We start from the raw sequence: 22353 nt of genomic DNA, 5'->3' as shown, positions 1-22353 counted from the left end.
GTTCTTACCGGGAGAGGGTTGGGGTGAGGGGCCTCTCTCCCCACGTGAGATGGTCGAGAGACCTGTACCCCCTCACCCGGATCGCAAGAGCGATCCGACCTCTCCCCGCAAGCGGGGCGAGGTGAAGAAAGAAACCTACGCGCTCTTGCGCTGGAACTGGCCCTGCGGGCGGAAGCGCCAGAGATATTGCGGGGCGACCGCTTCGAGCGAATCGGCCGTGATGCCGAGTCCTTCCAGCGTCAGGCCGGCGGCCTTCGCCGCATCCGACACGACATTGTCGCGCGCAAGCAGCGTGACCTGGTCCGGCGTCAGCTTCAGCATGCCCGGCGCGAATTGCAGGAAATTGGCCTGGAAACGGGCGAGGCCGAACGGCAGCGGCACCAGCATCGGCTTGCGATCGGCGATCTCGAGGATCGCCTCGATGATCTCACGCATGGTCAGCACTTCCGGTCCGCCGAGCTCGTAGGTGGCGCCCGCCTTGGCCTTGCCGTCGACGGCATCCGCGATCGCGGTGGCGACGTCGCCGACATAGACCGGCTGCATCTTGGTGTCGCCGCCGATCAGCGGCATGACCGGCGACATCCGGGCCAGCGCGGCAAAGCGGTTGGTGAACTGGTCCTCGGGGCCGAATACGACCGAGGGACGGAAGATCGTGGCCGACGGCACTGCCGCCAGCACCGCCTGCTCGCCGGCCGCCTTGGCGCGCGCGTAGGCCGAGGGCGATTCCGCATCGGCGCCGATCGCCGAGACATGCACCATCCGGGCGCCAATGGCCGCGGCCGCCTTGGCGACGGTTTCGGCGCCCTTGGCCTGGACGGCGTCGAAGCTCTGCGCGCCACCCTCGGCGAGGATGCCCACCAGATTGATCGCCACATCCGAATCACGCAGCGCCGCCTCGACCGAGGCCGGATAGCGCAAATTGGCCTGCACGACGTGGACCTGCCCGACCTTGCCCGAGGGCTGGAGATATCCGGCCAATTCCGGCCGCCGCACCGCAACACGGACCCGGTAATCCCGCCGGCACAGCGCGCGGACGACATTCCGGCCCAAAAACCCCGATCCGCCGAAAACCGTGACGAGAGTTTCCGAATTCGATGCCATGGGATCTGATCCTGGGTCCATTCCTGGGGAAGAGCGCGTGTTATCAGGCTTGTATCGGGCCGGTTTGCGATGCGCAATCCGCATCCCTACTCATGATTTGACAACCGCGTCACCGAACCTTAGTAACCGCCTCCGTGCCCCAAACGGCATGCCCAGGTGGTGGAATTGGTAGACGCGCTGGCTTCAGGTGCCAGTGGCTTAACGGCCGTGAAGGTTCGAGTCCTTTCCTGGGCACCATCTTTTTCCCGACGATGTTTCTGCCGGACAGCGTGAACTCGATGCGGCAGAGTAATTTCCGTCGCTCAGGCAAGGTTGCCGCTCCCTCCGTGATCTTATGGAACATAATAGGAACAGCGGATGGCTCAGGACGGCCGCGCAATCGCGAATTTTGTCTTGGATGAGTGTGACAAGCGAGGCGTCGAAGTTACGAACCTCTCACTTCAGAAGATCGTCTATTTCTGTCATGTCTGGTCCCTAATCGAATTGAAAGCTCCCCTGATCGCGCAGAGATTCGAAGCGTGGGAGTTCGGTCCGGTGCTTCCCTACTTATACCGAGAGTTCAAGGGATTCGACCGTTCACCGATTCGGAGCCGAGCCACGCGAATCGACGCGCTCACAGGTCAGAGTCAAGTTGTACGTTATACATTCGACCGCTCAGCTGCAGATGTGCTCACAAAAGTTGTTGAGTTCTATTCGCGGCTTCGGCCGAGCGACCTTGTTGAGCTGACTCACGCGAAAGACAGTCCGTGGTATAATGTTTGGAATCACCCAGGTTCGGTGAACCCGGGCATGAAGATCGCAGATGAGGAAATTGTTCGCTTCTACTCCAAGCGCGTAGCGCCATACATTTTGCAATGAGAGGTCAACGTGGCGAAACTGAAAGTGCCGTCAGTTCAGCATCTCGCCCGGAATTGGCAGAGCACATCTGAGCGCACCTGCAAGAAACTGGTAACGCTCGCGAATAGCCCGCCGACGTTCAACTACAATTCGTTGTTTTTGGCGGCTCGAGACATGCTGGTGTTCAACCAGCCCTACGAGGAGATTGTCGAAGGGATCAGGCGGGCTGTGAAGCGTGCCGATGTCCGGCAGAATTTGCTCGGAGTGCTTCCGTTGATCCGGGATCACTTCGCCTCTGTCTCTCCTGATTTTGTGCAGTCCATTGATCGCCGCTACTACTTGATCGGACGCGGACTCATGGTGCCATTCGATCCACCGCTTTTGTATGGCGTGGGTGGACAGCTCACGTTCCCTTGGTTCAGTTTTTGGCGGCAAAATCCGCTCGCCAAAGAGCGTTTGTCGCTCTTCGTGACGCTCGTTGATGAGCTCTTGGCGGACGATCCTGATCTTGCAGGCGCCAAGTTCCAGATATTGGATTTCAGCGTGCCGAAGGTGAAAGGCCGCGAGCCGGAACGTGAACTGCGCGTCATTGATGCCCGGGACATTCCGCGCATCGACGACAGCACGAAATTTGAGATGCTGAGAATCTTTGCCGACGGATACTTTATGGCTGAAGCCGAGCTTGCCGGAAGCACCGCAACACCCTCCGAAGATCGCAAGCAGCGCGATCCGAGGCAAGGTGATTTCTTCGACGACGATCAGCAGGCTCCCTAATTCGGGACGACTTGGCTATCAACAAACAACTGCTCGGTGGGCGTGGTGATGACGTGTTCTGCCGGAAGCTCGCTAAGTCTTTTTGCAGCACTCAAAAGCCAAAAAAGCTCAAAGAGGAGCACAGAATGCGGGAGCTTACAGAGTCGATGCTCGCGACGAATGCAGCCGAGCGTATGCGGGAGGAGCCTGGATGCCGATCAGTTTCTGCTGTTAAAATCATACGGACACCTGAAGACTGGCACCTTGGGATGATAACTCATGGCGGAGCGACCGACTCAGACATCATTCGAGGTCGAATTGCTGTCGAGCGTGCTCTGAAACAAGCATACACTCTGAAAACGTGAGAGTGCGAGTTTCGACTTTTGGTATCGTTCAGTTCTGCGTAGCACGCCGGCTGCACCGTCACTAAATCACCTAGTTGGGCGGAATTGCGTAAGTTCGTCCGCATTGGCAATTCCGCATGGTAGCGTCTGAGGTGATGACTGCTGAAGTGAGTCTTGCAGAAGCTTTCATGCGACCAGCGAATATCGCGTCGGCGGGCGTCTAGATGCCGCAAGCTTGCATATAAAGTTGCTGATGTTCGAGGCCCGATAGAGTTCGCACCAATTTCGGCGAAATGACGCTCAAGTCGGAGCATAGGTTCTTAAATGGGGTGTTGTAAAAAGATCTCAAGACGAAGCTTACGAACGCATGCGGCGTAAGTGGCGCAGAAACAGGTATTCGACAATTCCTGTACTGTCCGATCGTCAAATGGCACATCGGATGATTGACCTCCACAAAGTTCGCCCTGTCGAAGTCGAACCTCATCGGCGTCGTAACAACATTTAGGGCCGTGATGTCAGCGTAAAGTTCATCGGATTCGTAGATTTCGGCGTTGTTTTGATATTCCAAAAGGTCCGGCGAAGGGAAAAAGGCAAGGCGATGCTTCACAAGCTCATTGTTTCGAAACGTGTAGAGAATTTGGATGAGACCGCCGTCAATAAAGCGCATGCTGAAGGCGCGCTCTTCGGCAAGGACCTTGTAAGAGTCAGCGTAGGGAATGTTTTTTAACGTGATAGCTAGGCCATCCGTTTTGGACATTCCAACCGTGACGGCACCATCCATCTGAACGACTTGCGCGGGGAAATTCTGGTCTGTGCAGATCCCAACCGCAATAAGCTCAGCTGTCAGCTTCTGCGTTTCCCGCAGGAGAACCTCAGGCGTTGCCATCGCGCATCTTCTCGTCCAACAGTTCTCGAAGCCTCCTCAGCTCTCCCTTCGGAAGGTCGTCGAGCATCAGTCGGCCGGACTCGAGCTCCGCCGCGAGTTCTCTAACATTATGCGCTGCGCCCTTAATTGATCGCTTTTCAGCAGCGGTCAGATCCCGATTAACAACCTTCAAAAATCGTCGCGTCTCTTCGTCGGGGTAGGTGAAGTCGAGCCGGTAATCATGATCGCGAATCCGCGCGAACTCCTCCTTAAGTCTCTCCATCTTAGGGCCGAAGCCCAATACTTTCACCCACGCCTTGCTTCGCGTGATGGCGGTAAAAATCTGGTTTCTTATTTTTTGAAGGCTACCAAATGAATAATAACAGTCTTGAGCGTTCATGATGTACACCATACCCGCCTCATTACCCTTTGCTCGGAAAATTCCCGTAAACGCGACCGAGTCGTCTTCACTTTTGAAAAACACATCGGAGTCAGTATCGACGCCCGCTACATGAGACTGGATGCCTCTCTCGAAAAGCAGCAGCCTTGGCGCTCCAACCTGTTTCACGGTAGTAAGTGGGTCGGGGTTGATCACGATGATATCGCTGTGATTCAGCTCGTCTTGCTTGATGTTCTTCTCGATCGCGTCGGCTATCCATTGGGCTTGCTCAGCCGGATCGTTGAAGACTATAAATTCGATAAGCTGATCAACGGTGGCGGGAGTTTCAAGAAACTCTGGGCTTGAATGAGGAGTGCGCGAAAGTGAGACTTTCGCTCCGTCCTTGAGCTCGCCGCCAACAACGCTGTAACCCACGTCTTCCCATAGCTCGCTACGGTCGAACATCTGAATCAGACCGGTGCCTGATTTTGCATCAGGGTTTCGGTAAATGCCGAAGCCAAGCGCATGTGCGCTCGCGAGAACAGGGCGTGAATTCCTATAGCACTTTTCCAAGATGATATCTTGACTTGGCTGGCCAGGCTGTGGTGCCGCGAAAGTCACAAGTGAACGACCTTCGATATCCGTTCCAAAAAGCTCTTCGGGAGGTGGCAGTGTGGACTCAGTTAGTGATTGAAGCTCGTCGTAGGCGTAAACGAGCCTTTTGGGGACACTTAGCGCTGCGTAGCAAAGGCGCAGGAACTCTGGACCGAAATCTTGAGCCTCATCGACAAGTACAACATCAAAAAGCTTTTGAGGCGAATTCACCGACGTAAGCGCATGTTGGCATGCGCCGGAGAACTCCCGAGTTGACCCGAACTTCTTGCGCGCTGATGAAAAGTCGAAGAACTCAACACCATTCGCTCTGCAAAATTGATAGTATACCCCGGTCCGGTCATCGCTACCGGGTGCGCCCCACCCGTTGAGGATCTGAAGCTTAGTCCAGTCTGGGACATCCCGTGTTTGCTCGAAGACAAAGTCGGTGATGTACTTTCGAAACTGCCCCTTCAGCGAGCGCGTATTGAAAGTTACCGCAATGCGCCAATCTGGATGTTGGGCATGGAGATACGCTGCCTTGAGTGCCAGAATGATAGTTTTGCCCGAGCCGGCTAGTCCACGGATTCTCTGCACGCCCTCAACCGTTTCGATTACGGCGCGGCTTTGCCGCGAGTCGAGGTTAGCAATAGAATCTTCAAGTGCCTTTAGGACGGCGCCGCGAGAATTCTGATTATGGATCGTCCGGCGGCGTCGACCTTGTCGGATGCTGGAGATTGATTGAATAACCGAGTGTGCTGCTGCGAAGAGATCTGGGCGATCCCAAACTGTCGCATTTAAGACGGTGATGAGATTGTCGTCGTTAGTAAGAGGATAAGACACATCGTAGTTCGCATCGATGTGCACCATGGGAGCGTATGTAATAACACGCGGTGGTGCCAGCAGGGAGCGGCCCTGCATGAGTGCTCGATGTGCGCGGAGGCGGGTCTCCAGGTTGTTAGCAAACTCGTCCTGTACCTCCTGGTAACTGCCGACATCACGTCCTTCGACCAAGTGGAAGATGATCAACCCACGTTTTGGGCTTATCCAAAGAGCATCGATCGAACTAGCGCCATCGGAAGCCGACAGCACGGGGTAGCCAATGTAAAGCATCCCTTCTTCGGGGAAGTTCTGCTCAATGGCTTCGGCTAAGCGTAGGCTAGTGACCGGCTTCTTAGTCGATCCCCAAACCACAATAGTCATGTTGAACTGCCTCGCATCCTAAGTGCTCTGACTTATCACTGGCGCTGACGCGTTGCCACCATGTGCAGAGGATCCCACCAGGGGACAAGCTAGTTGCATCCCCTGCTAAGGAGGCACCTAGGCCTCAGTTCCCGTGCGCTGGGGGCTCCCAGAAGGGGGAGTTGGAGTTGATGAGGGCCACTTGTGAAGCACCCCTAGGCTTTGTTGGAGCCTTCTAAGGCCTCTGTTGCCCCTGGTGGGCAACAACCTCCCCCTCAGGGCAACAGCTCCAGCGACCCTCTGGGGAGCTACCTTTGAGGGTGCCCAAGTGTTGGTTGTATTGTTGGTATGGGCAGTCCACATTTGAGATAAAATGGTGCTAGTTCAATCTGTTAGATGATAAATGAGGTGCCTTTCCTAGGCACCATCTCCTGCTCAAGCGATTGAAATCGCTCATTTGCAGGGAGTTCGAGCTGCTGACCGGTACGCAAAACCGAGGCACAGCGCTCTTGGCTAACCGAATGGCCCATATCGCTCGTCGCGTCGACTGAGATCGCAGGCGAGCTTGAGCCGCTGCCTTCGTCGGTCGCTCCGGCAAGCGCTACGCGCCGACAGCCGTTGCCCGGATGCCAGGTAAGCTATCAACGACGTCCACCGCGCTCGCGGCCGAAGCCGTCGTCGCTATGTGGGGAAAGGTCGGCAAAGACCCAAGCCCCTAAGAGGCCTCAGTGCTCGTTGACCGCAGCGCCGAGCTTGATCAGGCTCAGCGAGTGGTTCGCGGTCTCGCGCAGGCGGCAGTAGCTCGCGTCGCCCGGGTACATGCCGGGCTCGATTTTGTCGAAGACCGCGCAAAAGCGATCACGCGACGCGGCGAAGGTTTTCTGCGAGTCCTTGACCGCCTCGATCATTTCGGCGAACCCGCCGGCCTGAACCTTCTTGAGCGCCTCAGTGGTTTTCTGCGTCCAAATGGCGAGTTCGCGCGCCGCGCAGGCTTTCCATTTGGCGACGTCGTCATTCGCGCCCTTTGCCGCCTTGATGCAGGGGTCGGCGACGAGCCCGACGCACGCGCCGCCGAAACCGCCGGTTTTCTCCGCGGTCTTCAGACAGGAATCAATCACTGCAAGGTCGGCTGGCGCGGTGGCTTGGGCGAAAGCCATCGATGCGAGCGGGAGGCTTGCCGCGAGCATCGCGGCGGCAAGTATGAGCTTCATTGGAGATCTCCGTTCGGCGCATCGACTTACGAGATTTTCGACCAATAGGTGAGACGTTCAACCTTGGTCATCGAAGTCCCAACGTTGGTTCACCTGAATGTGGAAGAGGAGCTGTTGTCGCCCTTCACACCACGCTCTTCCCCGCCCGCTCCGCCACCGACTTCTGCACGAAATACATCGCGACCAGCGTGATGAGCGTCGTCGCGACGACGACATAGCCGATCCGCTCGAAATGCAGCAGCGAGCCGTCAGGCTGCTGCGAGATGATCGCGGCGGCGAGCATCGAGCCGATCCCGCCGGAAAGCTGCTGCAGCGATGCGCTGACCGCGCTGAACGAGCCGCGCTGGTCCGGATCGGGGATCGCCGAGATCAGCGCCTGTGACGGGATCATGCGCGAGAAGATGCCGACGAACATCAGCACGTTGACGATGATCGCGGTCGCGAGCGAGACGTGGCCGAGATGGGTGTAGATCAGCACCATGACGATGGTCATCACGCAGCCGAACACGAAGGTCGGGTACTTGCCGAAGGCGTCGCTGGCGCGGCCGACCAGCGGCCCGGTGACGATGCTGAACAGGCCGGAGACGAGATAGATGATCGGCAGATGCGCCATGTCGATACCGACATTGTTCACGGTGAAGGCGCTGGAATACGGCATGATCATGTAGCCGCCGGTCGCGAGCAACGTCGTGACCGCGAAAGCCAGCGTATAGCGCGGCTCACCGACCGTCGCGATCAGATGGTGGAACGGGTTCCGGTCCTGCTTCAGTTTCAGATGCGCGTCGACCGGCTCCATGGCGAAGGCGATGATGGCAATCGTCACGATCGACAGGCCGACGATCGCAATGAAGCAGACGTGCCAGCTCCAGTGATTGGCGAGATACAATCCGGCCGGAACGCCCAGCACCTGGCTGGCGGCGAACGCGGTCTGCACGAAGCCCATCACGCGGCCGCGCATTTGCAACGGAAACAGATCGGTGACGATGGCCAGCACGACCGAACCGATTACGCCGCCGAACAATCCGGTCACGATCCGGCCGAGCAGCAGCATATGGTAAGTCTGCGCCATGGCGCAGAGCAGGGTGCCCAGCGTGAAGCCGACATAGAAGAACAGCAGCAGGCGCTTGCGGTCGAAGCGGTCGGCAAAGCCGGCGGCGAGGACGCCCGATAGTCCCGCGCTGAACGCGTAGGCCGACACGGCGACGCCGAATTGCCCGGCGGTGATATCGAGCGAAGGCATCAGGATGGCGCCGAGCGGCGACATGATGATGAAATCGAGGATGATGGTGAACTGCGCGAACGCGAGCAGCGCGACGAGGAGCACCTGGTAGCGTGAAAAACCGCGCTGGCGGTCCGGTTGATCGTCGATCGGCGCAGCAAGCGTCTGTTCGGTCATGGCACCTGATTCATGGCGGGCTGAGGCGGGGAAAGCGAGAACTGCAACAGATGGGGTCGGCCGGGACGATTTCCACGGGCTGCACGGCACCGGCTTTGCCTGACCACGAAGCTCGCACCGGGTTGTGGGATCCGGGCAACAGCCGGGCGTATCGACCGGATCCTGGCCTGTTGCGGGGGACGCCGCTCCTCGCGGCTCGAATTAAACCGCCCTTAGCGAATGCCTCCTAGGCTCCCGGCCGTCCATTTCCCTGCTCCCGGTCTCCCAGTCGTTGGGCCGGTCGTGTTGCGGCAAGTCAGAGCGTTTTCGGATGGAGCAGCCTGCCCGGCAAATCGATTCTGGCGCGCTCACACCGTCGGCAACGGCGGCGGCTGCCCGGACGCTTGTCATCGACCTCGAAGGCGCATTGCTGCGTTCGGAACTGCTGATGGAAGCGCTGTTCAGCAGCCCCGGCCGCATGCTTGCCCGCTTCGGCGCGGGCGGACGCCCGGGCATGGCGGCGTTCACTGATACCCTGGCGCAGGCCGAGATCGACTACGCCCATCTACCCTATGATTCCGACGTGCTGAACCGGGCGCTCGCAGCGCGGGCGCGGGGTGACAAGATCTATCTCGTCGCCGGCCGCTTTGCCCGGCATGCGACCGGCATCGCCGCGCATCTCGGCTTCGACGGCGTCGTCGCGCCGGCCGATCTCGCTGCAGGCGACAAGCTGCCGTTCGATCGCGGCTCCATCGATCGCATCCAGAGCGGCAGCGGCAACGTTGCGAACCTCAAGACCTGGGCGAAGGCGCTACGGGTCTATCAATACGCCAAGAACACGCTGGTGTTCGTGCCTGCCATCACCGCGCATCAACTGAATCTCGCGACGCTCGGCTACGCGCTGCTGGCGTTCCTGGCGTTCTCGGCCTGCGCGTCGGGCGCCTATCTGATGAACGATCTGCTGGATCTCGCCGCCGACAGGCAGCATCCGACCAAGCGCCATCGCGCGCTTGCGGCCGGCGATTTGCCGATCTCCTCGGCGCTGTCGGCGATCCCCGCGCTGTGGTTGTTCGCGCTCGTGGCCAGCCTCTGCATCTCGCCGCTGTTCCTCGCCGTGCTCGGCGCCTATCTCGCCACCACCATCGCCTATTCGCTCGTGCTCAAGCGCAAGATGCTGGTCGACGTCGTCACGCTGGCCGGCCTCTATACGCTGCGCATCATCGCCGGCGCGGTCGGCGTCGGCGTCGTGCTGTCGGAATGGCTGCTGATCTTCTCGCTGTTCGTGTTCACCTCGCTCGCCCTGATCAAGCGCTTCAGCGAGCTCAGCATGCGCGAGAGCGTGGGGCTCGCCGATCCCGCCAACCGCGACTATCGCGTCACCGACCTGCACATCATCGGCGCGATGGCGGCGGCGAGCGCCATGAACGCGGTGACCGTGTTCTCGCTCTATGTCTCGTCGTCGGCGGTGACGCCGCTCTACAGCCGGCCCTGGATGCTGTGGCTGCTCAACCCGCTGCTGCTCTACTGGTTCGGCCGCGCCCTGATGATGGCGCATCGCCGCGAGATGCCCGACGACCCGATCCTGTACACCTTCCGCGACGGCGCCAGCCGGATCACGGTCGCCGCGATGATCTGCATCATGCTGGCGGCGATCTGACCGCGCCCGGCGGGGAACAGCCGGCGCTTGCGCGGGCCGCCGCCAGTGGCTACATCGCGGGCAATCCGGTTAGCCTATGATGCCGACAGACCAATTCCACCCGAGGTTTTGACACGCCATGACCGTACGCCTGCATCGCGGCGATTTGCCCGACCTGTCCCGCTACACCGGCGCGGTGGCGATCGACACCGAGACCATGGGGCTGAACCCGCACCGCGACCGTCTTTGCGTGGTGCAGCTGTCGCCCGGCGACGGCAGCGCCGACGTGGTGCAGATCCCCAAGGGCCACACCGACGCGCCGAACCTGAAGGCGCTGCTGGCCAATCCCGCCATCACCAAGATCTTCCATTTCGCGCGGTTCGACATCGCCGTGCTGTACCAGACCTTCGGCGTCATGACCGGGCCGGTCTACTGCACCAAGATCGCCTCGCGCCTGACCCGGACCTATACCGACCGCCATGGCCTCAAGGACCTCGTGCGCGAGGTGCTCAATGTCGACCTCTCCAAGCAGCAGCAATCCAGCGACTGGGGTTCCGACAGCCTGACCGAGCCGCAGCTCGCCTACGCCGCCTCCGACGTGCTGCATCTGCACGCCCTGCGCGAGCGGCTCGATGCCATGCTGGTCCGGGAAGGCCGCACAGCGCTGGCCAAGGCCTGTTTCGACTTCCTGCCGACCCGCTGCCTGCTCGACCTCCAGGGCTGGGAAGAAGAGGACATTTTCGCGCATTCCTGAGCCCTCATCCGGCGGCTAGGGTGGGCCAGCCGCCCCGTTTCGGTCACTTTCGTAACGGCCTGTCGCGGCTGCATATTGCGCAGGTCGCGGGTACAATGAGGCACTATCGCCTCGCAAAGGCGAGCGACACCCTGGAGCAGCGGTGAATTCGGCCCAGTTTCCAACCTACGACGCCGCGCTTGCGGCGAAGTTCGCCAGCGCGGCGCGCCACAGCCGCCTGGTCCGGATTCTGCGCGTCGCGGTGCCGGTGACGGTGGCTGCGTCCATGGCCGCGATCGTTGCCGTCTCGACCTTCCTCAATCCCTTTCAGATCCCGGTGAAGCTCGATGCCGGCAACCTCGTGGTGACAGGCACCAAGATCACGATGGAATCGCCGCACATGTCCGGCTTCACACCGGATCAGCGGCCCTACGAGCTCTGGGCCAAGACCGCGACACAGGACATCACCGACCCCGACCATGTCGACCTCACGGATCTGCGCGCGAAGGTGCTGATGGAAGACCAGTCGACCCTGTTCCTCGATGCCCGCACCGGCCGCTTCGACAACAAGCAGCAGCAGCTCGACCTGCACAAGGACATCTTCCTGCGCACCTCGTCAGGATACGAGGCGCGGCTGAACTCGGCCTTCGTCGACATGGGCAAGGGCACGGTTTCGTCGGATGAACATGTCGACGTCAAGCTGACCAACGGCACGCTGACCGCCGACCGGCTGCGCATCACCGAAGGCGGCGACGTCATCCGCTTCGAGGGCAACGTGGTGATGCATCTGGACAAGCTGGATGAACCCGCGGCAGCGCCCGTCGAGCCCGCACAGCCGGCGAAGACGCGCACGCCACAGAACAAGTCTGCCAATTCAAGATGATTTTCATGATGAAGTCTTTTCCGCGCGGCGCCGATGTCGGCCATGTCGCGCTCGTCTTCAGCCTCGTGCTGCTCGCAATGGGCACGGCGCGCGCGCAGGGCTCCATGCAGGGCGTGCCCAACGCGATGCAGGGCTTTTCGCAGAACCGCGATCAGCCGATCCAGATCGAGGCTGCCTCGCTCGAGATGCGCGACAAGAAGAAGGAGGCGACCTTCTCCGGCAACGTGAAGGTCATCCAGGGCGACACCACCATGACCTCGAAGACGCTGGTGGTGTTCTACGAATCGGGCGGCGACAAGCCCGCCGCGCCGCAGCCCGCGGCCGCCCCGGCCAAGGGCGCGAAGACGGCGCCGATGCAGTCGGCGCAGCCGGGCCCGGGCGGCAGCTCCTCGATCAAGCGGCTGGAGGCCCGCGGCAATGTCGTGGTCACCCAGAAGGACCAGGTGGTGACGGGCGAGACCGCCGTGTTCGACACCAAGACCAATCTCATCACCATGCTCGGCGGCGTGGTCCTGACGCAATGCAAGAACGTGCTGCGCGGCGACCGGCTGATGGTCGACATGACGACAGGCGTGTCGCGGGTGGAATCCGACAGCGGCAGGGTGCAGGCGCTGCTGCCGCAGGGGGGCGGCAGCGATTGCGGGCCGGCTGGCTCGGGCAAGCCCGCTGCGGCCTCGCCTCTGCAATTGCCCGGCGCAGCCAAACAAAAGTAAATTCGAAAAGCAAATTCAACGGCTTGGGGCGGGTGCTCCCGATCCGAGGTTGAAGCTTGCCCGGCGAGACTGTATTTACCGCACAGGGCTTCCAAAGCGGGCTTTGCCGCTTTTCGGGCGTGTTTCACTGGGCATGAGACATCCGTTCACTCAAGCTGCGTCGGCGAATCGAGAAGCCGGCGTGGCAGGTCGCGCGAGCACCGCGCAAAGCTAGAAGGCGGGGATGGTCGATCTCTTCAGCATGTTCCGTCGGCGCCCCGCCAAACGCGGCCGGCCAGGATTTGCGCGTCAGGACATCACCGCGCTCGGTGACGGCGTCGGCGGTCTCGTGGCCAGCCCTGTCAGGGACGCGCCGCCGATCGCCCGTGACCAGCCGATGCATGCGCCCGACCAGTTCCAGACGGAGCCGCCGCGGGCCCAGGCGTCTCATCCCGTCAGGGCCGCCAGCCGGCCCAACGGCGCCGGCGCGCCGCAGCTTCTGAAGCGGCCGGGCTTCCTGGCTGTGCATAGCGTGGAAAAGGCCTTTGGCAGCCGCCAGGTGGTGCGCGGCGTCAGCATCTATGTGCGCCGCGGCGAAGCGGTCGGTCTGCTCGGCCCGAACGGCGCCGGCAAGACCACGGTGTTCTACATGATCACCGGCCTGATCAAGCCCGATCGCGGCGCGATCGAGCTCGACGGCCACGACGTCACCAGGCTGCCGATGTATCAGCGCGCCCGGCTCGGCATCGGCTATCTGCCGCAGGAAGCCTCGATCTTCCGTGGCCTCACGGTCGAGCAGAACATCCGGGCCGTGCTCGAAGTGGTCGAGCCCTCGCGCAAGAAGCGCGAGCAGCAGCTCGACTCGCTGCTCGACGAGTTCAACATCACGCGCCTGCGGAAATCGCCGTCGATCGCGCTGTCGGGCGGTGAGCGCCGCCGTGTCGAGATCGCGCGCGCGCTGGCGACGCGGCCGAACTACATGCTGCTCGACGAGCCCTTCGCCGGCATCGATCCGATCGCGGTCGGCGACATTCAGGATCTCGTCCGCCATCTCACCAATCGCGGCATCGGCGTGCTCATCACCGACCACAATGTGCGCGAGACGCTCGGCCTCACCGATCGCGCCTATATCGTCTATGCCGGGGAAATCTTGACCGAGGGCAGCCCGGATGAGATCGTCGCTGATCCGGACGTTCGCCGCCTTTACCTTGGCGAGGAATTCCGCCTCTAGCCCTTTTTTGCGTTTCGTCAAGGCGTGTACATCGGGCTCAGCCTAGGATAAGCAAAAATCGGACCAACTTTTGGGATCGGTTCTTGCTTCATGGCGCTCACGCAGAGATTAGAGTTCCGACAATCGCAGTCGCTGGTCATGACGCCGCAGCTGATGCAGGCGATCAAGCTGCTGCAATTGTCCAATCTCGATCTCACGACCTTCGTGGAAGAGGAACTCGAGCGGAACCCGCTGCTGGAACGGGCCAACGACGAGCCCCCCGCGGGTGAAGCCCCGGCCGAGGCCGGCCAATACGGCGATAGCGACGATTTCGGCGGCGGTGGCAGCGACGAGCCGGGCGGTGGCCCGGGCGAGGCGTTCGAGCCGGGCCAGGAAGAATGGATGAGCAAGGATCTCGGCACCCGCGCCGAGATCGAGCAGACCCTGGACACGGGCCTGGACAACGTCTTCTCCGAGGAGCCGGCCGAGGCCGCCGCGCGCAACGCCCAGGACGTCGCGCCGACCACCTATACGGAATGGGGCGGCGGCGCCTCCGGTGACGAAGACTACAATCTGGAAGCTTTTGTCGCAGCCGAGACAACGCTCGGCGACCATCTCGCCGAGCAGCTCTCGGTGGCCTTCGCCGGGCCGGCGCAGCGGATGATCGGCCAGTACCTGATCGACCTCGTCGACGACGCCGGCTACCTGCCGCCCGATCTCGGTCAGGCCGCGGAGCGCCTTGGTGCATCGCAGCAGGATGTCGACGACGTCCTCGCGGTGCTGCAGAAATTCGATCCTCCCGGTGTCTGCGCGCGCAATTTGAGTGAATGCCTGGCGATCCAGCTTCGCGAGCTCGACCGTTACGACCCCGCGATGCAGGCACTGGTCGAGCATCTCGATCTGCTCGCCAAGCGCGACATCGCGGGCCTGCGCAAGATCTGCGGTGTCGACGACGAGGACATCGCCGACATGATCGGCGAGATCCGCCGCCTCAATCCCAAGCCCGGCATGAAGTTCGGCACGGCGCGGCTCCAGACCATGGTGCCCGACGTCTACGTCCGCCCGGGTCCCGACGGTGGCTGGCATGTCGAGCTCAACAGCGACACCTTGCCGCGCGTGCTGGTCAACCAGACCTACTATTCCGAACTGTCGAAGAAGATCGGCAAGGACGGCGACAAGTCCTACTTCACCGACGCGTTGCAGAACGCGACCTGGCTGGTGCGCGCGCTCGACCAGCGCGCCCGCACCATCCTGAAAGTTGCAACCGAGATCGTGCGCCAGCAGGACGGCTTCTTCACGCACGGCGTGGCGCACCTGCGGCCGCTGAATCTGAAGGCCGTTGCCGACGCCATCCAGATGCACGAATCCACGGTGTCGCGCGTCACCGCCAACAAATACATGGCGACAAATCGCGGCACATTCGAGTTGAAGTATTTCTTCACGGCGTCGATCGCCTCAGCCGACGGCGGCGAGGCGCATTCGGCCGAAGCCGTGCGTCACCACATCAAGCAGCTGATCGATTCGGAAGCGCCCGCCGCGATCCTGTCGGATGACACCATCGTGGAACGGTTGCGCGCCTCGGGCATTGATATTGCCCGCCGCACGGTCGCGAAGTACCGCGAAGCCATGCGCATTCCGTCCTCGGTGCAACGCCGCCGCGACAAGCAGAGCGCTCTTGGTAACGTCATCTCCACCGCAATGTCCGATCGCTCCCGCAACACCGAGCCGGCCTGATTGCGCTGGCGCGAAATCGCGCTACTCTCATTCCCCCTATGGCGACCGGTCCAAGCACGCGCATGATTCGGAAAACTCTTTCCGAGAAGATCATGCGCAAGGAATGACCCGGGATGCGATGACGCGTCATCACGTCCCGGACCCTCAAACCAAGCGAGGCATCACATGACTCTTCGGATTTCGGGCAAGAGCGTCAGCGTCGGCGAGGCCCTGCGCGGCCGCGTCTCCGACCGGACTGAAGAGGTCCTGCGCAAATATTTCGACGGCAATTATTCCGGCCACATCACGCTCAGCAAGGACGGCTTCGGCTTCCGCACCGACTGTGCGCTGCATCTCGATTCGGGGATTACGCTGGAGGCCGATTCGAACGCGCCGGACGCCTATGCCAGCGCCGACCAGGCCCTGCTGATGATCGAGAAGCGGCTCAAGCGCTACAAGAGCCGGCTCAAGGACCGCTCGGCCCGCAAGGCCCACGTCGCCTCCGCGGCGCTCGCCGCCATGGACGCCACGAGTTACGTGCTGGAAGCGCCGGGCGAGGGGGAGGACGACGAGGAGGTCACCAGCTACAGCCCCGTGATCATCGCCGAGTCCACCACGGCGCTGAAGCCGTTGTCGGTCAGCGAGGCGGTCATGGAACTCGACCTCAGCGGAGCACCCTGCCTGGTATTCCAGCATGGTTCCAGCGGCCGGGTGAACATCATCTACCGCCGCGCCGACGGCAATGTGGGCTGGATCGACCCGCCCGGCGCCAAGGTGGACAGCAAGGCGGACGGAAAGCCGGGCGGCTAGGCCCGGACACCAGCCCCGTACCATCCGCAGCCCTTAACAATGACCGGGGCAAAGACGCACGCAGGAGTTGGCACCGGGATTGCGTTGGAGTAGAAGCGCCCCACATCAGGACCTAACGGGACTTGGGCTAAGTCCCCCTCCTGCTTCACCTTCTTGACGCCGGCCGGGCTCAGTTCGACTGAGCAGGCCAATTCGGAACCTGACGGTTTAATTCACCTCGGAAACCATCCATGCCGATTACCGATCTGGTCGCGCCCGAGGCGATTCTCCCTGCATTGAAGGTCAACAGCAAGAAGCAGGCGCTCCAGGAGCTGGCGGCCAGGGCTGCCGAGCTGACCGGACAGAACGAGCGCTCCGTGTTCGAGGTGCTGCTGCAGCGTGAGAAGCTCGGCACCACGGCGGTCGGCTACGGCGTCGCCATCCCCCACGGCAAGCTGCCCAAGCTGGAAAAGATTTTTGGTCTGTTCGCGCGCCTCGATCGTCCGATCGATTTCGAGGCGATGGACGGCCAGCCGGTCGATCTCGTCTTCCTGCTGCTCGCCCCCGAAGGCGCCGGCGCCGACCACCTCAAGGCCCTCGCCCGCATCGCCCGCCTGCTGCGCGACCAGGACATCGCCAAGAAGCTCCGCGCCTCGCGCGACGCCCAGGCGATCTATTCTGTGCTGGCCCTGCCGCCGGCGACCGCAGCGTAATCCTCACTCGTTCGAACCCGAGCCGCTCGGCCTGCGACTTATTTCGCAGCCGGGCGCCGTGACACTTCGTCACCATGTCCACCTGCGACCGGCACGGCTCCGGAGCGGGGATTTTGCGACATGATTTGCGGTTCGATCGGCCGGATCTTCGGTCTGCTTTGCTCTGTCACCCTTGCCGTCACGACCGCGGCCCATGCCGACGATGCGTCCAACGACCGCGTCATCGCGGAGAAGACCGGGATCATTGCGGCAGACCCGACCAATGCAGTCGCTTACGAGCTCCGTGGCGAAGCGTATTACATGAAGCGCGACAAGGAACGCGCCTTCGAGGATTGCAGCGCCGCGATCCGGATCGATCCGAATTTCGGACGCGCCTATCATTGCCGCGGCCGTGCCACTTCGGCCAAAGGTGATCGGGATCACGCGATGGCTGACTACAATGAAGCCATTCGCCTCGATCCGAACTACGGACCGTCCTACACCTCGAGGGCACAGGAATATTTCAACAAGGGCGACCTGGATTTCGCCATCGCCGGCTTCACCGAGGCGATCGAACGCAATCCCAAGCAAATCTACTTTGCGACCCTCATGAGAGGGCAGGCGTATGCTGCAAAGGGCGACGCTGATCATGCTGTCGCCGACTACAACGAAGCGATGCGATTGAATCCGGCCGCCGCATGGCCTTACGAACTGCGAAGCGACGTCCGTGTCAAAAAGGGCGAATTCGATGCGGCTCTTGATGACTGCAACAATTCGGTTCGTCTGGAGCCGGGGAGGGCCGGGGGCCATTTTTGCCGGGCCGTCGTCCTCCTGAAAAAGGACGACGCCGATGGCGCCATCCGGGAGTTCGACGAGGTCACGAGGATCGCTCCGACTTTCGAGAGGGCCTATTCCCTTCGCGCCCTCGCCTGGCACAAGAAGGGCGACGATAAACGCGCCGTTGCCGATTTCGACGAAGCGGTCAGGCTGCAGCAGGGAAACGCGACCGGCTATAAAAATCGGGCCATGGCGTTGCGCGAAATGGGAAAGCACGAAGCTGCGCTCGCCGACTACAACGAGGCGCTTCGACTCGATCCCAACAACCAGGATACCTTGGTCAATCGGGGTCTCCTCTACATGGTGATGTCCGACCCCAAGCATGCCCGCGCCGATTTCAATGCCGTGCTCGCGCTGCCGCCGAACGACAAATGGGCCGTGGACACGGCGCGCGAAGGGCTCGGATTTGTGAAGTGATGGCGGACTCGTGTCCGCTTGCAGCCTCACACGCCGTCATTGCGAGCGCAGCGAGGCAATCCAGAATCGTTCCGCGGGGAATTCTGGATTCCTTGGTCGCATCAGCGCAAAATTGCTTCGCAATTTTGTCGCGAGCTCCTCGCAATGACGACGTGGAGCGACCTTCGTCAAAAATGAAAACGGGCACGCCTTCCTGCGAAGGCGTGCCCGCTTGAATCTCTATTCGTCGTGCGACGTTTGAGCGCTCAGTGCACGCTCACCGCTTGCAGCTCGTTGCTCCAGGCATTGGCAACTGCCGCTTCGCGGCTGTCGGTCAGCATGATCGGCGTGCCGTCGGCGGCGTGGAGCGCGAAGAGCTTGAGGCCCGGCGCGATTTTCGGCGCTTCGGGAAACAGGCCCGGCACATCTTCCGAGCGGATCTGCTTCACATAGGCGATATGGCCTTCGCCGAGGGTTGCCAGCGTCTCCGGAGAGACGTTCTTGGCTTCGTATTCGAACGCAACGTGACCTTCACTCATGGTCTCGACTCCTTCACAGAAACTAAGCGGTCGAGTCCGCTACTCGTTCCATTATTCGTGCTCATTGATAGCGATTGTCTTAACGATCCTCTCCGGTTCAGGCCGGGCAAGGTCGACCGACAACAGCCCGTTCTTCAGATCCGCACCCAGCACCAGCATCCCTTCCGCCAGCACGAAGGTGCGCTGGAAGTGGCGCGCGGCGATGCCGCGATGGATGTATTGCCGGGTCTTGTCGTCCTGCTGACGCCCGCGAATGACGAGCTGGTTTTCCTCAATGGTAACATCGAGTTGGTCGCGGGTGAATCCGGCGACCGCCAGCGTGATCCGCAGCCGCTCGGGCTGGCCGTCAGACCGGTCGCACCGCTCGATATTGTAGGGCGGATAACCGTCGGCGCCTTTGACGACACGATCAAGCACGCGCTCGATCTCGTCGAAGCCCAGAAGGAACGGACTGGATAACGTAGGAACACGAGACATAGTTTACAAAGTCCTCTCGAAGCGACTTTGGCATTTCAGGGCCCGGAAGCGGCACCCCTTGATGAGCAATATGGGCATATCCCCGTGTCGGTTCAAGGACGTAGCGGGGGCTGTGGACGGGCCATGACCATCGTCGCCAGTCCCGAGCCCGGCGAATTTGCCGGGCGATTTATCCCAATGAAAACAGCACCCCGTCTACTGTGCATGGGGTTGTTTTCGCGCCCTTTGATCGAGGAACCCCTGCAGAGGCGGTCAGGCCTCGATTCGTGTCCGCCCGTCGCCGCTGAACAGATGCAGCTTCGCCCGCACCGCGGCGACGCGGATTTTCGCGCCGATGGCGGGGGCCTCGGTTCCGGGAACGCGGACGATGACCTCGCCGGGCGGCAGCTCGCCCGGGGTGGCGGCGATTCGCTGCTCGTCCTGGGCTCGTGAGCCGTAGATGAAGGTTTCGGCGCCGACGCGCTCGATGGCTTCGATCGTGAGCGGAAGCGTGACGCCGCCGGCGGGCGTCTGGTCGGTGATGACGAAATCTTCCGGCCGGATGCCGAGGATGCCGGCCTCACTCGCGCTGCCGCCGAGCTGCGACTTGATCTCGTCGGAGCGTATCGACATCAGGTTCATCGGCGGCGCGCCGATGAACGAAGCGACGAAGGTGGTCGCCGGCTTCTCGTAGATCGCCAGCGGATTGCCGACCTGCTCGACCTGGCCGCCGCTCATCACGACGAGAATGTCGGCGAGCGTCATCGCCTCGAGCTGGTCGTGGGTGACGTAGATCGACGTCGTCTTCAGCCGGCGCTGCAATTTGCGGATCTCGACGCGCATCGCGATGCGCAGCTTGGCGTCGAGATTGGAAAGCGGCTCGTCGAACAGGAACACTTTTGGCTGGCGCACGATGGCGCGGCCCATGGCGACGCGCTGGCGCTGGCCGCCGGAGAGCTGGCGCGGCTTGCGATCCAGCATCGAGGTGAGCTCGAGCACGCGCGCGGCCTCGTCGACGCGGGTCTTGACCTCGGCCTCCTTCATGCCGCGGTTGCGCAGGCCGTAGGCCATGTTGTTGAAGACGCTCATATGCGGATAGAGCGCGTAGTTCTGGAACACCATCGCGATGTCGCGATCGGCGGGCTCGATCTGGTTGACGATTCGGCCGCCGATATCGATCTCGCCGCCGGTGACGGTCTCGAGCCCCGCGACCATGCGCAGCAGGGTCGACTTGCCGCAGCCGGAGGGGCCGACCAGCACGCAGAACTGCCCGTCGGCAACATCGACGTTGACGCCCTTGATGGCCTCGAAGCCGCCGGGATAGGTCTTGCGGACGTTGCGCAGGGTGACGTTAGCCATCAGAACTCACTTACTTCTCGGTCTCGACCAGGCCGCGCACGAACAATTTCTGCATGGCGACGACGACGAACACCGGCGGCAGCATCGCCAGCACGGCAGTCGCCATCACGATCGGCCATTCGGTCAGCGCGTCGGTGGTGGTGATCATCTTGCGGATGCCGACCTGGATGGTCTGCATGTCGTCGCGGGTGGTGATCAGCAGCGGCCAGAGATACTGGTTCCAGCCGAGGATGAAGAGGATCACGAACAGCGCAGCCATGTTGGTGCGCGACAGCGGCAGCAGCGTATCCCAGAAGAAGCGCAAGGGGCCGGCGCCGTCGATGCGCGAGGCCTCCAGCAGTTCGTCCGGCACGGTCATGAAGAACTGGCGGAACAGCAGCGTCGCGGTCGCCGACGCGATCAGCGGCAGCGCGAGGCCGGCATAGCTGTCGAGCATGTGCAGATCGGCGACGATCTTGTAGGTCGGATAGATGCGCACCTCGACCGGCAGCATCAGGGTGATGAAGATGATCCAGAAGATAGGCATCCGGAACGGAAAGCGGAAATACACGATCGCATAGGCCGAGATGATCGAGATCGCGATCTTGCCGATCGCGATCGCCAGCGCCATCACCAGCGAGTTCAGCATCATGTTGCCGACGGGCTCGCGGGTCGAGCCGCTCGTGCCGACGAAAATGGTCTGGTAGTAGGTCTCGAAGAAATGCCCGCCCGGCAGCAGCGACATCTGTCCGTTGGCGATCAGCGCGTTGTCCTGCGTCGAGGCGATGATCGCGATGTAGACCGGGAACGCGACGATCGCGATCCCGATCCAGAGGATGAAATGGGCGACGTAGCGCCGGAAGCCCTCTTCCTCGACCATCAGTAGGTCACCTTGCGTTCGACAAAGCGGAACTGGATTCCGGTCAGTACGATGACCATGACCATCAGGATCACCGATTGCGCCGCCGAGCTGCCGAGATTGCCGCCGAGCAGGCCGTCGGAATAAACCTTGTAGACCAACGTGACCGTCGACGTGCCGGGCCCGCCGCGCGTCATGGTGTCGATGATGCCGAAAGTGTCGAAGAAGGCGTAGACGATGTTGACGACCAGCAGGAAGAAGATGGTCGGCGACAGCAGCGGGAAGGTCACGGTCCAGAATCGCCGCATCGGCCGCGCGCCGTCGATCGCGGCGGCCTCGAACACGCTCTTCGGGATGGCCTGCAGGCCGGCGAGGAAGAACAGGAAATTATAGGAGATCTGCTTCCAGGCGGCGGCGAGAATAATCAGTGCCGCGGCCTGGTCGCCGTCGAGCAGCGGATTCCAGTCGATGCCGACCGCGCGCAGATAGCGCGACAGCACGCCAAGCGAGGGATGCAGCATGAAGATCCACAGCACGCCGACCACGGGCGGCGCGACCGCATAGGGCCAGATCAGTAGCGTGCGGTAGAGCATCGAGCCGCGCAGGGGCTTGTCCGCCATCACGGCGAGCAGCAGCGCAAAGGACAGCGACGACACGGCGATGGCGAACGAGAACAGGAAGGTTCGGACGATCGCCTCGAAATAGGCGGGGTCCCTGAACAGCTCGACGTAGTTCTCGAACCAGACGAAGGTGGTCGACAGACCAAAGGCGTCCTGCAGCAGGAAGGACTGGATCACCGCCTGCAAGGCCGGCCAATAGAAGAAAATCAGGACGATCGCGAGCTGCGGCGCAACCAGCGCGTAGGGCAATAGCTTGGATTGGAAAATGGCTTGCTTTTGCATGATGCAGCCGAAGCGGCAGGCCGGGTCCGGCCTGCCGCTT

General features: G+C 61.6%; 21 protein-coding genes and 1 tRNA gene. 12 read left to right on the top strand and 10 right to left on the bottom strand.

The genetic code is table 11. The annotated features are described in order from the left end of the window. Positions 1 to 135: 135 nt before the first annotated feature. A complete protein-coding gene (locus F8237_RS15055; protein WP_151645759.1) occupies positions 136 to 1101 on the bottom strand; it encodes a complex I NDUFA9 subunit family protein in 966 nt (321 codons plus the stop codon). 150 nt (positions 1102 to 1251) lie between these two features. On the opposite strand from F8237_RS15055, the gene F8237_RS15050 reads away from it, so the two are divergent. The 3 genes from F8237_RS15050 to F8237_RS15040 all read left to right on the top strand — a co-directional run bounded on the left by F8237_RS15050 (position 1252) and on the right by F8237_RS15040 (position 2712). Then, a tRNA-Leu gene (locus tag F8237_RS15050) sits at positions 1252 to 1338 on the top strand. Between the two features lie 120 nt (positions 1339 to 1458). Next, a complete protein-coding gene (locus F8237_RS15045; protein ID WP_151645757.1) occupies positions 1459 to 1959 on the top strand; it encodes a Panacea domain-containing protein in 501 nt (166 codons plus the stop codon). 9 nt (positions 1960 to 1968) lie between these two features. Next, on the top strand, positions 1969 to 2712 hold the full coding sequence (locus F8237_RS15040; RefSeq protein WP_151645755.1) for a hypothetical protein: 744 nt from the start codon (positions 1969 to 1971) through the stop codon (positions 2710 to 2712). A 543-nt stretch (positions 2713 to 3255) separates the two neighbouring features. Here F8237_RS15040 and F8237_RS15035 read toward each other — a convergent pair. The 4 genes from F8237_RS15035 to F8237_RS15020 form a co-directional block, all read right to left on the bottom strand. Then, entirely contained in the window at positions 3256 to 3921 is a 666-nt protein-coding gene (locus F8237_RS15035; RefSeq protein ID WP_151645753.1) for a DUF2290 domain-containing protein, read from the bottom strand. Then, entirely contained in the window at positions 3908 to 6073 is a 2166-nt protein-coding gene (locus F8237_RS15030; protein ID WP_151645751.1) for a DEAD/DEAH box helicase, read from the bottom strand. The genes F8237_RS15035 and F8237_RS15030 overlap by 14 nt, the downstream gene beginning before the upstream one ends. 704 nt (positions 6074 to 6777) lie before the next feature. Beyond that, the gene (locus F8237_RS15025; RefSeq protein ID WP_151645749.1) at positions 6778 to 7263 is read right to left on the bottom strand and encodes a lysozyme inhibitor LprI family protein; all 486 of its coding nucleotides are present in this window, start codon (positions 7261 to 7263) and stop codon (positions 6778 to 6780) included. 124 nt (positions 7264 to 7387) lie between these two features. Next, positions 7388 to 8659 carry an MFS transporter gene (locus F8237_RS15020; RefSeq protein WP_151645747.1) on the bottom strand — a complete coding sequence of 424 codons (1272 nt, stop codon included), beginning with the start codon at positions 8657 to 8659 and terminating at the stop codon, positions 7388 to 7390. Positions 8660 to 8969: 310 nt separating this feature from the next. Between F8237_RS15020 and F8237_RS15015 the strand changes: the two genes are divergently transcribed. The 9 genes from F8237_RS15015 to F8237_RS14975 all read left to right on the top strand — a co-directional run bounded on the left by F8237_RS15015 (position 8970) and on the right by F8237_RS14975 (position 18240). Beyond that, a complete protein-coding gene (locus F8237_RS15015) occupies positions 8970 to 10295 on the top strand; it encodes a UbiA family prenyltransferase (RefSeq protein ID WP_151645745.1) in 1326 nt (441 codons plus the stop codon). A gap of 118 nt (positions 10296 to 10413) precedes the next feature. Further along, a complete protein-coding gene (locus tag F8237_RS15010; protein ID WP_151645743.1) occupies positions 10414 to 11028 on the top strand; it encodes a ribonuclease D in 615 nt (204 codons plus the stop codon). 142 nt (positions 11029 to 11170) lie between these two features. Further along, entirely contained in the window at positions 11171 to 11890 is a 720-nt protein-coding gene (gene lptC / locus F8237_RS15005; RefSeq protein WP_151645741.1) for an LPS export ABC transporter periplasmic protein LptC, read from the top strand. A gap of 5 nt (positions 11891 to 11895) precedes the next feature. Further along, positions 11896 to 12603: an LptA/OstA family protein gene (locus F8237_RS15000; RefSeq protein WP_374761613.1), complete on the top strand. Its 708-nt coding sequence runs from the start codon at positions 11896 to 11898 to the stop codon at positions 12601 to 12603. A 223-nt stretch (positions 12604 to 12826) separates the two neighbouring features. Further along, the gene (lptB, locus tag F8237_RS14995; protein ID WP_151645737.1) at positions 12827 to 13813 is read left to right on the top strand and encodes an LPS export ABC transporter ATP-binding protein; all 987 of its coding nucleotides are present in this window, start codon (positions 12827 to 12829) and stop codon (positions 13811 to 13813) included. 90 nt (positions 13814 to 13903) lie between these two features. After that, complete coding sequence (rpoN, locus tag F8237_RS14990; RefSeq protein ID WP_151645735.1) at positions 13904 to 15526, top strand: RNA polymerase factor sigma-54; 1623 nt, start codon at positions 13904 to 13906, stop codon at positions 15524 to 15526. 165 nt (positions 15527 to 15691) lie between these two features. Then, positions 15692 to 16315: a ribosome hibernation-promoting factor, HPF/YfiA family gene (hpf, locus tag F8237_RS14985; protein WP_151645733.1), complete on the top strand. Its 624-nt coding sequence runs from the start codon at positions 15692 to 15694 to the stop codon at positions 16313 to 16315. A 230-nt stretch (positions 16316 to 16545) separates the two neighbouring features. After that, positions 16546 to 17007 carry a PTS IIA-like nitrogen regulatory protein PtsN gene (gene ptsN / locus F8237_RS14980; RefSeq protein WP_014438750.1) on the top strand — a complete coding sequence of 154 codons (462 nt, stop codon included), beginning with the start codon at positions 16546 to 16548 and terminating at the stop codon, positions 17005 to 17007. Positions 17008 to 17307: 300 nt separating this feature from the next. Next, complete coding sequence (locus F8237_RS14975; protein ID WP_244626125.1) at positions 17308 to 18240, top strand: tetratricopeptide repeat protein; 933 nt, start codon at positions 17308 to 17310, stop codon at positions 18238 to 18240. 245 nt (positions 18241 to 18485) lie between these two features. Here F8237_RS14975 and F8237_RS14970 read toward each other — a convergent pair whose 3' ends face one another. The 5 genes from F8237_RS14970 to ugpA all read right to left on the bottom strand — a co-directional run bounded on the left by F8237_RS14970 (position 18486) and on the right by ugpA (position 22313). Next, on the bottom strand, positions 18486 to 18758 hold the full coding sequence (locus F8237_RS14970) for a BQ00720 family protein (RefSeq protein ID WP_011083553.1): 273 nt from the start codon (positions 18756 to 18758) through the stop codon (positions 18486 to 18488). Positions 18759 to 18809: 51 nt separating this feature from the next. Continuing rightward, positions 18810 to 19235 (bottom strand): Hsp20 family protein, encoded by a 426-nt coding sequence (locus F8237_RS14965; RefSeq protein ID WP_014438749.1) that lies wholly within the window; start codon positions 19233 to 19235, stop codon positions 18810 to 18812. Between the two features lie 252 nt (positions 19236 to 19487). Further along, entirely contained in the window at positions 19488 to 20573 is a 1086-nt protein-coding gene (locus tag F8237_RS14960) for a sn-glycerol-3-phosphate import ATP-binding protein UgpC (RefSeq protein WP_151645729.1), read from the bottom strand. A 10-nt stretch (positions 20574 to 20583) separates the two neighbouring features. Continuing rightward, positions 20584 to 21432: a sn-glycerol-3-phosphate ABC transporter permease UgpE gene (ugpE, locus tag F8237_RS14955; protein WP_151645727.1), complete on the bottom strand. Its 849-nt coding sequence runs from the start codon at positions 21430 to 21432 to the stop codon at positions 20584 to 20586. Next, a complete protein-coding gene (ugpA, locus tag F8237_RS14950) occupies positions 21432 to 22313 on the bottom strand; it encodes a sn-glycerol-3-phosphate ABC transporter permease UgpA (protein WP_151645725.1) in 882 nt (293 codons plus the stop codon). Before ugpA ends, ugpE begins: the two co-directional genes overlap by 1 nt. Positions 22314 to 22353 lie beyond the last annotated feature (40 nt).

This window comes from Bradyrhizobium betae, from assembly GCF_008932115.1.
Lineage (GTDB): Bacteria > Pseudomonadota > Alphaproteobacteria > Rhizobiales > Xanthobacteraceae > Bradyrhizobium > Bradyrhizobium betae.
The sequence above is the reverse complement of the archived record's forward strand: the minus strand, read 5'-3'. Positions and strand labels throughout refer to the sequence as shown.

Coding starts and splice junctions, on each gene's coding strand:
- ugpE (WP_151645727.1), bottom strand. CDS start 21,432: ATGGTCGAGGAAGAGGGCTTCCGGCGCTACGTCGCCCATTTCATCCTC.
- F8237_RS15035 (WP_151645753.1), bottom strand. CDS start 3,921: ATGGCAACGCCTGAGGTTCTCCTGCGGGAAACGCAGAAGCTGACAGCT.
- ugpA (WP_151645725.1), bottom strand. CDS start 22,313: ATGCAAAAGCAAGCCATTTTCCAATCCAAGCTATTGCCCTACGCGCTG.
- hpf (WP_151645733.1), top strand. CDS start 15,692: ATGACTCTTCGGATTTCGGGCAAGAGCGTCAGCGTCGGCGAGGCCCTG.
- F8237_RS15010 (WP_151645743.1), top strand. CDS start 10,414: ATGACCGTACGCCTGCATCGCGGCGATTTGCCCGACCTGTCCCGCTAC.
- F8237_RS15045 (WP_151645757.1), top strand. CDS start 1,459: ATGGCTCAGGACGGCCGCGCAATCGCGAATTTTGTCTTGGATGAGTGT.
- F8237_RS15025 (WP_151645749.1), bottom strand. CDS start 7,263: ATGAAGCTCATACTTGCCGCCGCGATGCTCGCGGCAAGCCTCCCGCTC.
- F8237_RS14960 (WP_151645729.1), bottom strand. CDS start 20,573: ATGGCTAACGTCACCCTGCGCAACGTCCGCAAGACCTATCCCGGCGGC.
- F8237_RS15055 (WP_151645759.1), bottom strand. CDS start 1,101: ATGGCATCGAATTCGGAAACTCTCGTCACGGTTTTCGGCGGATCGGGG.
- rpoN (WP_151645735.1), top strand. CDS start 13,904: ATGGCGCTCACGCAGAGATTAGAGTTCCGACAATCGCAGTCGCTGGTC.
- F8237_RS15020 (WP_151645747.1), bottom strand. CDS start 8,659: ATGACCGAACAGACGCTTGCTGCGCCGATCGACGATCAACCGGACCGC.
- lptB (WP_151645737.1), top strand. CDS start 12,827: ATGGTCGATCTCTTCAGCATGTTCCGTCGGCGCCCCGCCAAACGCGGC.
- F8237_RS14970 (WP_011083553.1), bottom strand. CDS start 18,758: ATGAGTGAAGGTCACGTTGCGTTCGAATACGAAGCCAAGAACGTCTCT.
- F8237_RS15015 (WP_151645745.1), top strand. CDS start 8,970: ATGGAGCAGCCTGCCCGGCAAATCGATTCTGGCGCGCTCACACCGTCG.
- F8237_RS15000 (WP_374761613.1), top strand. CDS start 11,896: ATGATGAAGTCTTTTCCGCGCGGCGCCGATGTCGGCCATGTCGCGCTC.
- F8237_RS14975 (WP_244626125.1), top strand. CDS start 17,308: ATGAAGCGCGACAAGGAACGCGCCTTCGAGGATTGCAGCGCCGCGATC.
- F8237_RS15030 (WP_151645751.1), bottom strand. CDS start 6,073: ATGACTATTGTGGTTTGGGGATCGACTAAGAAGCCGGTCACTAGCCTA.
- F8237_RS14965 (WP_014438749.1), bottom strand. CDS start 19,235: ATGTCTCGTGTTCCTACGTTATCCAGTCCGTTCCTTCTGGGCTTCGAC.
- ptsN (WP_014438750.1), top strand. CDS start 16,546: ATGCCGATTACCGATCTGGTCGCGCCCGAGGCGATTCTCCCTGCATTG.